This is a genomic window from Dactylosporangium sp. NPDC051484 (assembly GCF_040689395.1).
Classification (GTDB): Bacteria; Actinomycetota; Actinomycetes; order Mycobacteriales; family Micromonosporaceae; genus Dactylosporangium.
Genome location: NZ_JBFAZX010000006.1, coordinates 188,421 through 201,345 on the forward strand (window position 1 = coordinate 188,421; position 12,925 = coordinate 201,345).

The 12,925-nt window shown below is 70.5% G+C and carries 11 protein-coding genes; 4 read left to right on the plus strand and 7 right to left on the minus strand.

What is annotated here, in order from left to right:
• Window positions 1-10: 10 nt before the first annotated feature.
• The 5 genes from AB0367_RS13830 to AB0367_RS13850 form a co-directional block, all read right to left on the minus strand.
• Entirely contained in the window at window positions 11-499 is a 489-nt protein-coding gene (locus AB0367_RS13830; protein ID WP_366226610.1) for a hypothetical protein, read from the minus strand.
• Window positions 499-2,148 carry a long-chain fatty acid--CoA ligase gene (locus tag AB0367_RS13835; protein WP_366226611.1) on the minus strand — a complete coding sequence of 550 codons (1,650 nt, stop codon included), beginning with the start codon at window positions 2,146-2,148 and terminating at the stop codon, window positions 499-501. Before AB0367_RS13835 ends, AB0367_RS13830 begins: the two co-directional genes overlap by 1 nt.
• 135 nt (window positions 2,149-2,283) lie before the next feature.
• Complete coding sequence (locus tag AB0367_RS13840; protein WP_366226612.1) at window positions 2,284-3,846, minus strand: MDR family MFS transporter; 1,563 nt, start codon at window positions 3,844-3,846, stop codon at window positions 2,284-2,286.
• Window positions 3,843-4,325, minus strand: a complete 483-nt coding sequence (locus AB0367_RS13845) for a MarR family transcriptional regulator (RefSeq protein ID WP_366226613.1) — start codon at window positions 4,323-4,325, stop codon at window positions 3,843-3,845. Before AB0367_RS13845 ends, AB0367_RS13840 begins: the two co-directional genes overlap by 4 nt.
• 113 nt (window positions 4,326-4,438) lie before the next feature.
• Window positions 4,439-4,810 carry a winged helix-turn-helix domain-containing protein gene (locus AB0367_RS13850; protein WP_366226614.1) on the minus strand — a complete coding sequence of 124 codons (372 nt, stop codon included), beginning with the start codon at window positions 4,808-4,810 and terminating at the stop codon, window positions 4,439-4,441.
• A gap of 229 nt (window positions 4,811-5,039) precedes the next feature.
• Between AB0367_RS13850 and AB0367_RS13855 the strand changes: the two genes are divergently transcribed.
• A complete protein-coding gene (locus AB0367_RS13855; RefSeq protein ID WP_366226615.1) occupies window positions 5,040-5,279 on the plus strand; it encodes a hypothetical protein in 240 nt (79 codons plus the stop codon).
• Window positions 5,280-5,430: 151 nt separating this feature from the next.
• Here AB0367_RS13855 and AB0367_RS13860 read toward each other — a convergent pair whose 3' ends face one another.
• A complete protein-coding gene (locus AB0367_RS13860) occupies window positions 5,431-6,933 on the minus strand; it encodes a hypothetical protein (protein WP_366226616.1) in 1,503 nt (500 codons plus the stop codon).
• A 362-nt stretch (window positions 6,934-7,295) separates the two neighbouring features.
• Here AB0367_RS13860 and ricT point away from each other — a divergent pair, with 362 nt between their 5' ends.
• Window positions 7,296-8,132 carry a regulatory iron-sulfur-containing complex subunit RicT gene (gene ricT / locus AB0367_RS13865; RefSeq protein ID WP_366226808.1) on the plus strand — a complete coding sequence of 279 codons (837 nt, stop codon included), beginning with the start codon at window positions 7,296-7,298 and terminating at the stop codon, window positions 8,130-8,132.
• 34 nt (window positions 8,133-8,166) lie between these two features.
• Here ricT and AB0367_RS13870 read toward each other — a convergent pair whose 3' ends face one another.
• On the minus strand, window positions 8,167-9,771 hold the full coding sequence (locus AB0367_RS13870; RefSeq protein WP_366226617.1) for a cellulose binding domain-containing protein: 1,605 nt from the start codon (window positions 9,769-9,771) through the stop codon (window positions 8,167-8,169).
• A gap of 311 nt (window positions 9,772-10,082) precedes the next feature.
• Between AB0367_RS13870 and AB0367_RS13875 the strand changes: the two genes are divergently transcribed.
• Together AB0367_RS13875 and AB0367_RS13880 are read left to right on the plus strand one after the other, a co-directional pair.
• Window positions 10,083-11,285, plus strand: a complete 1,203-nt coding sequence (locus AB0367_RS13875) for a membrane dipeptidase (RefSeq protein WP_366226618.1) — start codon at window positions 10,083-10,085, stop codon at window positions 11,283-11,285.
• Between the two features lie 5 nt (window positions 11,286-11,290).
• Window positions 11,291-12,901 carry an ABC transporter substrate-binding protein gene (locus AB0367_RS13880; protein ID WP_366226619.1) on the plus strand — a complete coding sequence of 537 codons (1,611 nt, stop codon included), beginning with the start codon at window positions 11,291-11,293 and terminating at the stop codon, window positions 12,899-12,901.
• The last annotated feature ends 24 nt before the right edge of the window (window positions 12,902-12,925 follow it).

Sequence of the window (12,925 nt, forward strand, 5' to 3'; positions counted from 1 at the left end):
CCGCGCTCCCCTACGAGGTGCGGTGCGTGAAGTAGACCGTCGCGGAGGGCTGGTCCAGCAGCAGTCCGTGGCCGACGTCCTGCCAGTGCGGCGATGGCGGGGCGAACGGGCGCAGGTCCGCCGGGACGTCCGGGCTCGCCGGGGAGGCGGGTGTCGAGGCGGTCTGTGCGGACAGTTCGGCCGCGCGTTCCGCGGTGATCACCGCGAAGCCGTTCATCTCGTAGTCCATCGGCCCGATCTCCGGGCAGCTGCGGGCGCGCGCCTCGTGTTCCTGCCAGTGGACGGACCGGATCGGCTTGAGCTGGGGGTACAGCTGCTCGATCCGGACCGTCGCCGTGAACACGGCGGTCTTCGTCGGGTGGGTGGGGTCGGCGCAGCCGACGAGCCCTGGCACCCAGTCCCGCAGTGCCAGGCCCACTCCGCACGCCGCGATCACGCAGGCCGACACGGCCGCGGTGATCAGGAGGGCGATCTTCGCCGGTCTTGTGACCCGTCGCATCACCCGTTGATCTGTACCACCTCCAGGCTCCCGCCCGCATAGTCGGCCCGGACGCGCTTCTTGTCGAACTTGCCGACGCTCGTCTTGGGGACCGCCTCGATGAACGACCAGCGCTCCGGCAGCTGCCAGCGGGCCACCTTCGCGGACAGGAACTCGCGCAGGGTGGTGGCGTCGGCGGCGGCGCCCTCGCGAAGGACCACGGTGGCCAGCGGGCGCTCGCCCCACTTGTCGTCCGGTACGCCGACCACGCAGGCCTCGAGCACGGCGGGGTGGGCCATCAGCGCGTTCTCGAGGTCGACCGAGCTGATCCACTCGCCGCCGGACTTGATGACGTCCTTGGCTCGGTCGGTGAGGGTGAGGTACCCGTCGGGCGTGAGCGTGCCGACGTCGCCGGTGCGCAGCCAGCCGTTATCGAACTTGTCCGGGTCCGGCCCGTCCTCGCCGACGTATTGCGCGGTGATCCACGGGCCACGCACGTGCAGCTCGCCGACCGCCTCGCCGTCGTTGGGCATGACCTCGCCGGTCGGGCCGACGATGCGCCCCTCGACACCGGCCGGCAGGCGGCCCTGCGTGTAGCGGTACGCCCAGTGCTGTGGCCCTTCCAGCCCGTGCGGCGCGCGGGCGACCGAGCCGAGCGGGGACATCTCGGTCATGCCCCACGCGTGGATGACCTGGATGTCGTGCCGCTCCGCGTATGCGTGCATGAGCGCCGGCGGGCAGGCCGACCCGCCGATGACGACCTCCTTGAGCGAGGACGTGTCGGTCGGGTTGGCGTCGAGATACGCCAGCAGGTCCGTGAAGATCGTGGGCACCGCGGCGGCGAAGGTCGGGCGCTCGGCGGCGATCATCTGGGCGAGCGGCGCGGCCTGCAGGAACCGGTCCGGCATCACCAGCGACGCGCCGCTCATGAACGCGGCGTAGGGCAGACCCCAGGCCATGGCGTGGAACATCGGGACGATGCACAGGTCACGGACCTGCGGACCCAGGCCGAAGCTCTCCGCCATGCACACCTCCATCGAGTGGAGGTAGATCGAGCGGTGGGAGTAGGCGACACCCTTGGGGTTTCCGGTGGTGCCGCTGGTATAGCACAACGCCGCGGCGTCGTCCTCGTCGAGCTCGGGCCAGTCGAACGTGTCCGGCTTGCCCTGCAGGAGCTCCTCCCAGCGGTGCACCTCGACGCCGTCCTTGCGCAGCTTCGCGGTGACGCTCTGCCAATCTTCCTGGCCCGGCACCACCACGATGTGCCGGATCGTGCTCAGGTGCGGCAGCACACCCGCGAGCAGCGGAATCAGCGTCGAGTCGACGATGACGACCCGGTCCTCCGCGTGGTTGGCGATGTAGATCAGCTGCTCGGGGAACAGCCGGAGGTTGAGCGTGTGCAGGACGGCGCCCATGCTCGGCACCGCGAGGTATGCCACCAGGTGCTCGGCGTTGTTCCACATCAGCGTGCCGACCCGCTCGTCGCCGGTGACGCCGAGCTCACGCAGGCCGTGGGCAAGCCGCGCGGCCTGCTGCCCGACCTCGGCGTAGGTGGTGTGGCGGGCGCCCTCACCGGTCCAGGTCGCGACCTCGGAATCACCGTGAAAGGTGCTGCCGTGCTGAAGAATGCGGGAGATCAGCAGGGGTGTCTTCATCATGGTGCTGCGCATGACTGCACGCTAATGTGCGCTCCGCCACATTGGAACCCCGGCATTTACCGGCCGGTAACCAGCGGTACGCGGATATGTCCGGGCGCCGGCACGTCCGGACATATCCGATATTTCATGCTATTGCCGCGCTGCGCGCTAGAACGCCGCGACCTTCGCCTCCATGTCGGCGGCGGCGTCCTCGCCCTGCGTGGCCTGCGCCGGGGCGCCGCCCTGCAGGGCCTTGTTCGGTAGCGCGAGCGTGATCAGCGTGCCCACCAGCGCGGCGACCGCGGCCGACAGGAACACCGGGTGCAGCGCGTTGACGAAGATGTGCTCGACCATCTCCAGCTGCGCCGGGGGCAGCGCCCGGACCTGTGCCGGTGCGTTGATCGACACGCCGCCGGCCGCGCCGTGCAGCTGCTTGGCCAGCTGGCTGTTCATGACCGCGCCGAGGGCGGCCACGCCGACCGAGCCGCCCAGCGACCGGAAGAAGGTGGCGGCCGAGGTGCCGGCGCCCATGTCGCGCGGGTCGAGGGCGTTCTGCACGGCCAGGATCAGCGGCTGCATAGCCAGGCCCAGGCCCACGCCGATGACGGCCATGTAGATGAACGCCTGCCACAGCGGGGTGTTGACCTGCAAGCTGGTGAACAGCAGCAGCCCGACGCTCAGGACGACGGTGCCCGCGACCGGGAACCACTTGTACCGGCCGAGCCTCGAAATGATCCGCCCGGCGACGATCGACGTCGCGATGACGCCGGCCATCATCGGCAGCATGAGCAGGCCCGAGCGGGTCGGCGTGGCGCCCTTGACGATCTGCAGGTACAGCGGCACATAGATGATCGAGCCGAACATCGCGAAGCCGAGGAGGAACGTCCCCAGGTTGCCCAGCGAGAACGTGGCCCGCTTGAACAGCCGCATCGGCAGGATCGGCTCCTGCGCGCGGCCCTCGACGACCACGAACAGCGCGGTCAGCACGGCGAACGCGGCGAACAGGCCGAGGATGGTCGCGGAGCCCCAGGCGTACTCGTTGCCGCCCCACGACAGCGCCAGCAGCAGGGCGCTGCAGCCGGCGACCATGAGCGTCGCGCCGAGGTAGTCGACGCGGTGGTCGCGGCGGGTGTGCGGGACGAGGCGCAGCACGCGGGCGCAGACGAAGAGGGCGAAGATGCCCAGCGGCACGTTGATGTAGAAGATCCAGCGCCAGTCGTGCTCGGCGAAGTAGCCGCCTACCAGCGGCCCCGCGACCGAGGAGATGCCGAAGACCGCGCCAAAGAGGCCCTGGTACCGCCCCCGCTCCCGCGGCGCGACGACGTCCGACACGATGGTGAAGGCGAGCGTCATGAGACCGCCGGCGCCGATGCCCTGTAGCGCGCGGGTGGCGATCAGTTCGGTCATGTTCTGCGAGAGCCCGGCCAGCAACGAGCCGGCCAGGAAGGTCGCGATCGCGAACAGCAGCACGGGGCGGCGGCCGTAGAGGTCGCTGATCTTGCCGTACAGCGGCGTCGACGCCGTCGAGGCGAGCAGGTAGGCGGTGACGACCCACGAGTAGTGGTCGAGGCCACCGAGGTCACCGACGATCGTTGGCAGCGCCGTGCCCACGATCGTCTGGTCGAGCGCGGCGAGCAGCATCCCGGTCATCAGGCCGCCCATCAACAGCAGGATCTGCTGATGGGTGAGAGGCTGCCGGGTCTGTTGCTCCGGCGGCGCGGCGGTGGTCATCGAGCGTCCCTTTCCGAGGTTGTGCCTGTCTGCGGGAGTCGTTCGGCGAGCGACTCGTTGAGCCGGGTGAACAGCGCGGCGAAGAGCTGCCGCTGCTGCGGCGTCCATCCGGCGAGGAGTTCCTCCCAGATGGCCAGCCACCGGTCCCTGTTCTCGGCGAAGACCTCGCGCCCGAGGTCAGTGACCTCGACCAGGCTCGCCCGCTTATCGGACGGGTCCTGGAGGCGGCGCACCAGACCGGCGTGCTCCAGCGCGGCAACCTGACGGCTGACCGTGGACAGATCGAGGCTGACGTCGGTGGCGAGGACCGACGGCCGGAACGGTCCATCGACCGAGATCCGGCTCAGCAGTACGAAGGCGGGGCGCTCGAGGCCGCGGCCGGCCTCGTTCCACTTGAGTGTCGCGAACAGCCGCTCGGACAGCCTGATGAACTGGCCGACCTGTCGCGCGATGGCGGCGTGCTCGCTGTGCTTGTCCACGCCCGTGCCCCCCGTCGGTCGATACTTGCTTGTCACAAGCATCGGTACCGCGGGCGGCCTATTTCAACCTAATTCGTGGTGACGCGCGTAACGGTCGGCGCGGGCCTGCAGGATCAGTCCTCGCGGCCGAACTCGTAGCGATCGGCCGGATACGCCTTGTCGCCGACGACGAGCACGGGCACGCCTTCCTGCATGCTGTGCTCCTTCTTCTCCGCCGGCGTGGGCATGCGGGCGGTGACGAGCTCGCCCGGATGCAGCCAGATGCGCTCGCGCGGCTGGACGGAGCGGACGCGGCTGCGATAACCGCGCTTGCTCTCGACGAGACCCTCGCTGCGCAGATGCGCCATCGCGTCTCGGATGGTGTCGCGACCGACGTCATGCTCCTCGGCCAGATACTTCTCCGAGGGCAGCAGACTCCCCGGCGGCAGTTCACCGCTGATGATCTGTTGCCGAATCGCGTCCGCGACCTGCCGGTAGAGCGACAAGCCGGAACTCCGGGAGATCATGCTGGCGACCCTACGAAGGTCGATCGGCCACCCATATTGTGGCCTTAGGGCTACTCGGGTTAGAGTGTTACTCGGCTGGAGGCCGGGCTGGGCGGTCCGGTCTCCGCCACCCCCGAAAGACCGGGGTGTGGCGCTCGTCCAACTGCTGCGAGCCGCGCGGGCGCCGCACCCCGCCCTCCATCCCTGGCCGACACAGCGGGAGAACGACATGCCGATCGAAGAGGAACCCCTCACTCCGATCGTCTCGCTCGACCTGCGGCACATCAACGCGGTGATCGCGGAGGACGAGGGCGACCTGATCATGCTCGTCGACGACGGCGAGGTGATGATCGAGTTCACGTCGGGCGTTGGTGGCAGCTGGGAGCAGGCCATCATCGGCGCCCAACGAGTGGCCTCGACGACCCTGCAGTACGCCGCGTCGATCCGCCATCGCCCGCGCCCCCTCTGACCGTCCTCGTCCCTTTGCCCCCTATACCCACTCCTCATACCCGCGTCGTCTCCGGAAACCGCCCGACGCGGCATTTTGTCTTCGGCCCGCACGGAGGACGGAAAGCGCCGCCCGGGCAGCCCTCGCGGGCCGCCCGGGCGGCGAAGAGGTCTCAGAGCGCCGAGCGGCGGCGGGACAGGACCATGAACATGCGACCCGCGACGAGCAGGAGCACGCCGGCCCCCAGGACGATCGCGGCGCGGGAGCCCGTCACCGGCAGCGTGCCGCCGCCGCCGGTGCCGCCGCCCACCCCACTGGGGCTGGGGCTAGCGCTGGTGCCGGGGCTAGAGCTGGAGCCGGGGCTAGAGCTGGAGCTGGGGCTAGCGCTGGAGCTGGGGCCGGAGCTTTCCCCACGCGGGGCCGCGGCCGCCGCCTCCAGGGCGTTCACGCCCAGATCCAGGATCGTGGTCTTGTCGGCCTGGGCGTCCTGGGTTCCCTGCGTTCCCTGGACGGTCCGGACGAGCAGCTTGACGCGAATCGAGTATGCCTTCGCGTACAGGCCGGTCGCGCTCGTCTGCCGCTCGACGGACCCGATCTCGACCCGGAGGACGACGACGCGGGCGGGGCGGGCGCGCGAGCCCTCGGGCGCGCGGACGGACTCGCCACGGCCGACAACGGGCAGACCCGGCAACAGTGATTCCAGGAGCGCCTCGGGGACGGCGGTAACGCCGGCGACCGTGCCGGACAGGGCGCTCGTCACGCCGCCCAGCAGGTCGAGGAGCGACACGCCGGCGACCACCGGCAGGCCCTCGGCGCGGCCCAGGTCCTCGGCTGCCGCACGGGAGCCGGCGTCGACCGGCAGCACGATGTCGGCGTGCGAGCCGGCAGAGTCGACGCGGATCACGTCGCGGCCCGGGACGCGGACCTCAAGAACGGGGGCCTTGTAGTCCACGGTCTTGCGGCTTCCGGCGGAGACCGTCAGGGAGGGGGCGCTGAGCACCCGCACACCGATCGCCGACGGGCTACCGGCCAGCAGGGTGAGGTCCGCGACCCCGCCGCTGGCGGTCGCGGTCGCCGCGGCCTTGCCGTCGAGCGTGCCCACACCGGTGGTGGTACCGCTCTCGATCGCGCCGAGGCGCAGCAGCGCGCGGTCGCCCCGGCCCGGCAGGACCGCCAGCCCGGCCAGGCGGGCCTCGGCGGTGGCGCGGGGCCCGGCCGACTGCGTGCACTTCGCGGCGTCCTGCCAGGTGGCGTGCGCGCGCAGGCTGCCGACGCCGACCTTCACCGCGCCGAGGTCGACGGCGGCCACCCCGGCGGTGGCCGGCTGGTCATGCGGCGGCGGCGCCTGCTGGTACACGCTCGGGCCGATGATCCCGGCCGGCAGCACGCCGCCGCTCTGGATGAACCGCGCGTCCGCCGCCGCCTGCGCCGGACCGCTGGCAAACCCGGAGTGCGCGGTCGCGACGCGCAGGTCCAGCAGCGGCGGCAGGTTCAGCCCGAGGGCGCGTAAGTCCAGCCCGAGGCCGCGCAGGTCGAGACCGCTGAGCGCGAGCGTGTTGCTGGCGGCCGTCGCGCCGAACCCGTCGGGGCAACCCGCGCTCGCCGCCGCGCTCGCCGCCGGACTCGTCGCCGCTGGTGCCGCCGCCGCTGGTGCCGCCGCCGCGACCGGACTCACTGCGGCGAGCGCCCCCGCGGCGGCGAGGGCGACAAGGTGTCGGGCTGTTTTTGGGCGCGCGAGACCAACGGATGGCGTCATGACGTGAGGTCCTCCGAGACCGGGGGGTACGGGGTGCTTGGTCTGGGTCGATCAGCGTGAAGCCACATCGAGCCGGACCGGGCGTGTTACTGCTGCCCCCAACGACGCCTTCCCGGACGGAGTTACGCCCATCCTCGCAGGCTCATCCGCACCGGTAACGACAAAAGCGCTGATATAGCTACGGAGTCTGCTAAAAGCATCGAGTCGGACTTTTACCCACTTTTCCGCTCATCTGCTCGCGGCCATATGCGGTGGCCATGACCCGCGTTACTGTGATCGCCATGGGCATGCTGTGCGCGGTGAGCTTCAATCGCTACGGCCGGCTGTTCTACTTCGATCCCGGCGACCTCCGCCCCCAGGTCGGCGACCGGGTGCTGGTGCCGACCGACGACGGGCCCGAGGTGGCCGAGTGCGTCTGGGCCGCCCAGTGGGTCACCGAGGAGACCGAGGGCTTCCCGCGCCTGGTGGCCATGGCCGCCGGCGATGACCTGCGCCGCGACGAGCTGCTGCGCAAGCGCAAGGCCGAGGCCAAGGTCGCGGCGAAGCGGCTCATCCGCGATCACGAGCTGCCGATGAAGGTCGTCGCGGTGGACCACGTCCTGGACGCCGCGGGCGGGCAGGGCGCGCGGACGACGATCTACTTCACCGCGCCCCATCGGGTGGATTTCCGCTCGCTGGTGCGCGACCTGGGCGCCACGCTGCACTGCCGGGTGGAGCTGCGCCAGCTCTCGGCGCGCGACTCGGCGCGCGTGCAGGGCGGCATCGGCTCCTGCGGGCGCGACCTGTGCTGCGCCACGTTCCTCAACGACTTCGAGCCGGTCACCATCCGCATGGCGAAGGACCAGGACCTGCCGCTCAACCCGCTGCGCATCTCCGGTGCCTGCGGGCGGCTGATGTGCTGCCTGAAATACGAACATCCTTTGTACCAAAGTTTCCAGGCCACGGCCCCTGCCGTCGGCGCGCGCGTCAGCACCCCGGACGGCGAGGGCCGCGTCGTCGGCCACAGCGTCCCGCGCGACTCGGTCATCGTCCGCATGGACGCCGACGGCTCCCGCTGCTCGTGCAGCCGGGCATCGGTGTGCGGATCGCGCCAGGCCTACGAGGAGCGCCACGGCTGACCGCGCCGGATACGGTGCGGCCCGAACCGCTACCTCAGCCGCACGGCGCTCCGTTGAGGGCGAAGGCGGCCGGATTCGGGTTGCTGCCCTGCCACGTGCCCTGCACGCCGAACGTCAGCGACGTTCCCGGGGCGAGCGCCCGGTTGTGGCCGTCGGTGCTGGCGACCACGACCGAGCCGCTCTGCGTCACCGCCGCGTTCCAGTAGCTGATGACCTTCTGGCCGGCCGGGTACTCGAAGCGCAGCGACCAGACCCCGATCGGGCTCGAGCCGGTGTTCGTGATGGTCACGTTGGCGACGAAGCCGAGGTTCCACTCGCTGCGCTTGACGTACGTGACCTTGCATGTGCGGATCTCGGATCCGGTCGTGGCCGGGCTGGCCGGCCCGGTCGACGTCGCCGGCTCGGCTGGCGTGGCTGGTGCGGCCGGCGCGCCGCTCGGGGCGGCCACATGCCCGGACGGGCTGGGCGACGCGCCGAGGGTCGGGCCTGACGAGGCGGGCGAGCGACCTGGCGTGACGGGAGCCGGCCCCGCGGTCGCCGGGCCGTGGGTCGCCCGCGGATCGAGGGGCAGCCCGGTGTCCTGCGCGGCGAGCGGCGCCGGGTGCGCGTCCGGCGTCGCGAGCAAGGCCACGAGCGCCAGCGGTACCGCCGCGGCCGCCACGGCGGCGATCAGCCGGACGCGTCCGGAGGGTCGCGAAGCACCGGCCGCCATGGCGGCGGGCACCGTCGCCGTGATCCGGGTGCCGCCACCGGAGCGCGACCAGACGCTGAGGTGCCCGCCGCAGAGCCGGGCCCGCTCGTGCATGCCGGCAAGCCCGTGGTGGCCGTCACGCTGCGGTTGAGCCAGTGCGTCGAGGCCTTCCGGCATGGCGAATCCGGCGCCGTCGTCGCGAACCTCCAGCATGATCCCGTCGCCGTCGCGACCGAGCGTCACGGCCACCGTCTCGGCCCGGGCGTGGGTGGCGACGTTGCGCAACGCCTCGCGCAGGATCCAGCACAGCTCGATGGCGGCCCGGGGCTCGGCGTCGCCGTCGGCCGCGCCATCGAGGCCGGCGCTGTGCAGGATGACGCCGACACCGGAGCGCGCCGACCACTCCTGGCTGATCGCCGCGACCAGGTCGGGCAGCGGCACGTCGGCCGGGTCGGTGCGCGGCCCGTCGATCACACCGCTGGCGTCGCGCCCCACCTCGGCGGTGCCGTCGCGCGGAGTGGCCGCGTGACGGCCGCCCCGATCCGGCTCGGCACGGCCGTCGGGCGGTGCGGCGGCGCCGAGCTCGATCGCGTGGAGGGTCTGGCTCAGCGAGTCGTGCATATCGCGGGCCAGCAGGGCTCGCTCGGCCACGGCGGCGGCGGCGCGGATCCGCTCGCCGCGGGCGGACCAGCGGCGCCAGCCGTAGAGCACGGCGACCGGCAGGGCACCGGCAAGCGCGACGGCGACCTTGGCCACAGCGCCGTCGGCGAACAGCAGCAGGGGCAGCGCGAGCAGCGCCCCGGGCCAGCCGAGCAGGCCGCCGGCCAGCGCCGCGGCGACGATCAGCAGGGCGGCGGCCGGAAACGGCGCCAGCACGGTCGCGGCGGCGACCGCCACGACGGCCGCGACGAGCGAGGCGCCTAGGCGGAGGCGGAGACGGTCTCCCATGGCCCGTCGAGTATCACACCTCCGTGCCCCAGATCTCGGCCTCGTATCGGGACAGACTGCCCCGGTGAGCGCGCGCTGGCGGCCGGCGTCGGCGTGGCGGCGCGCCCCTGACGGAAAGTCGCGAGGCGACGCCCCGCAACGGCACGCCGATTGAGGTGGGCAAATGCCGCCCACCGCAACACATCCGTAACAGGTAACGGTCCGGTCACAACGACTTCCTAACACGCGCCGCTCTCGCGTACGGTGCCGGTGGTCGGAGGTCAGACCTCCGTCCTCAGGCCCTTCAATCCGTACTGACGTGAGGTGGACGCGTGCAGGAACCCGCCGCCCGGTATGGGGGTTACAAGTCGTTCGACTATCTGGCCCCCCACACCGACTACAAGGTGTTCGAGCTGGCCCCGCAGCTGGGCCGGGTGCCCGAGCACGACCTCGGGCTCTCCGACGGCCAGCGGGAGCGGGTCGCCCGGCTGCTCCGTGAGCACGCCGCGATCTCGTTGCACGAGCACCCCAAGATCCTTCCGGCCGATGTCACGCAATTGCGGGACTACAACCGCACCGGACGCAACTCCTTCGGGTTCGAAGGACTCGCGCGGTCCGGCCTCACCGCCGTCTTCGACAACTTCATGAACGGCACCGGCTGCGTCACCAGCGAGCACGCCTGGAAGTGGGACGACGTCATCTACGACATCGGGCTCCGCTTCGCCGACGTCGCCAAGCAGGACTACGTGGTGGTGGCGACCACCCTCGACGAGATCTTCGCGGCCAAGCGCGACGGCCGGCTCGCCCTGGTGGCGGGGCTGGAGGCGGCCACGATGATCGAGAACGAGCTGGACCGGATCGACATCCTGTACGGCTTCGGCGTCCGCCAGATGGGCATCGCCTACAGCCAGGCCAACATGCTCGGCAGCGGGCTCTCCGAGGACCGCGACGGCGGCCTCACCCACTTCGGCCGCCGCGCCGTCGACCGGATGAACAAGCTCGGCATCGCCATCGACATCTCGCACTCCGGCGACCAGACGTCTCTCGACGTGATCGAGGCCAGCCGGGTGCCGGTCTTCATCACCCACGCCGGCTCCCGCACGATCTGGGACACGCCCCGGATGAAGCCGGACGACGTGATCCGCGCCTGCGCCGAGCGGGGCGGCGTGATCGGCATCGAAGCCGCCCCGCACACCACCCTGTCCGCGAAGCATCCGCACCACTCGATCGAGTCGGTGATGGACCACTTCACCCACTGCGTCGAGCTGGTCGGCATCGACCACGTGGCGTTCGGGCCGGACACCAACTTCGGCGACCACGTCGGCCTGCACGACAGCTTCGTCGGGCACCTGGCGATCGGCCGGGCGCACGGCGCGGTCGAGCACCCGCGCGTGCCGTACGTCTCCGGGCTGGAGAACCCGGCCGAGTGCTTCAGCAACATCGTCGGCTGGCTGGTCCAGCACGACTACTCCGACGACGAGATCGCCAAGGTCATCGGCGGCAACATCATTCGCGTACTTCAGGAGGTTTGGTGAGGAAGATGAGCAAGGCCGCCGTCGCGATCGGCGCGGCGGCCGCCCTGGCCCTGTCGGGCTGCGGGCTCAACGAGGACAGCAACTCGTCGAGCGGCAGCAGCGGCAGCGACAACGCGGTGTTGCGGATCGGCACCACGACCGACGTCTCCAACTTCAACCCGCTGCAGTCGCTGAGCAAGACCGACTCCTGGATTCTCAACGCGATGTACCCGCACCTGCTGCGGATCGACGAGAAGGCCAAGAAGGCGCCGGAGCTGGCCAAGGAGTACGGCTACGAGGACGGCGGCAAGACCGCCGTGTTCAAGCTGCGTGACGACTTCCTCTGGACCGACGGCAAGCCGGTGGTCGCCGACGACGTCAAGTTCAGCGCCGAATCGATCATGAAGTACAAGCTCGGCAACGTCGCCGCCAAGCTCACCTGGGTCACCTCGGTCGAGGCACCGGACCCGACGACGGTGAAGTTCCACCTCTCGCAGCCGTACGCGCCGTTCGCCGAGGGCGTCGGGTTCTGGATGTCGGTCGTGCCCAAGCACGTCTTCGAGCCGGCCGGCGACCTGTCGAAGTTCGCCAACGACTCCAACTGGGTCGGCGCCGGACCGTTCGTGCTGGAGAGCGCCACCAAGGGCCAGCGGTACGTGATGAAGCGCAACGACAAGTACCCGCTCGCGCCCGGCGGCAAGCCGGCCGTCAGCAAGGTCGAGTACCGCATCTACCCCGACGTCAACACGATGATGCTGGCGCTGCGCAACGGCGACATCGACCTGATGGGCACCCCGGTGCCGACGTCCGCGGCGAAGACCTTCCAGGGCGACTCGAAGATCAAGCTGACCAAGGTCGGCGCGCTCGGCTTCGCCCACCTGACGTACAACATGAACAACAAGGACCTGGCCAAGCAGGAGGTCCGGCAGGCGCTGTCGATGGCGGTCGACACCAAGGCGATCATCGCCTCGGTGCTCCAGGGCGACGCGCAGCAGATGGCCGGCCCGATCTCGCCGATCTTCGCCGAGTACGACAACACCGAGATCCAGCCGTACGCGTTCGACCCGGCGGCGGCGAAGGCCAAGCTGACCGCGGCGGGCTACAAGGACGCCAACGGCGACGGCTTCTTCGACGGGCTGGAGTTCAGCGTCGCCTGCGACCAGTCCAACGCCAACATCACTCGGGTGGTGCAGCTGTTCCGGGAGAGCGCCGAACAGGCCGGCATCAAGCTGAAGAACGAGTGCGTTGAGCGGAACACCTTCCTGAGCCGCACCAAGGAGGGCAAGTACGACATCGACGCGTCGCAGTGGGGCGTCTTCGACAACCCGATGGACCAGCTGCGCAGCACGTACCTGTCCAGCAACCCGGGTGGGATCAACTACAACCTGCTCAAGTCGGATGAGATGGACCGGCTGATCAACGACGCCGCCGGCACCACCGACCACGCCGCCTTCGTCGAGAAGATCAAGAACATCGACAAGGTCGTGCACGAGCAGGCGTACCTGACCCCGCTGTACGTGGAGAACTTCCAGTTCGCCTACAACGCCAGCAAGTTCGACGGCTTCGTCGCGTCGCCCTCCGACCTGCTCGGCATGGTCACCGCGTACTCGCTCGCGCAGGTCAAGCCGGTCGGCTGACCGGCCGACGCCAGAGAAAGAAGG

Coding starts and splice junctions, on each gene's coding strand:
- AB0367_RS13880 (WP_366226619.1), top strand. CDS start 11,291: ATGAGCAAGGCCGCCGTCGCGATCGGCGCGGCGGCCGCCCTGGCCCTG.
- AB0367_RS13830 (WP_366226610.1), bottom strand. CDS start 499: ATGCGACGGGTCACAAGACCGGCGAAGATCGCCCTCCTGATCACCGCG.
- AB0367_RS13870 (WP_366226617.1), bottom strand. CDS start 9,771: ATGGGAGACCGTCTCCGCCTCCGCCTAGGCGCCTCGCTCGTCGCGGCC.
- ricT (WP_366226808.1), top strand. CDS start 7,296: ATGGGCATGCTGTGCGCGGTGAGCTTCAATCGCTACGGCCGGCTGTTC.
- AB0367_RS13835 (WP_366226611.1), bottom strand. CDS start 2,148: ATGCGCAGCACCATGATGAAGACACCCCTGCTGATCTCCCGCATTCTT.
- AB0367_RS13855 (WP_366226615.1), top strand. CDS start 5,040: ATGCCGATCGAAGAGGAACCCCTCACTCCGATCGTCTCGCTCGACCTG.
- AB0367_RS13840 (WP_366226612.1), bottom strand. CDS start 3,846: ATGACCACCGCCGCGCCGCCGGAGCAACAGACCCGGCAGCCTCTCACC.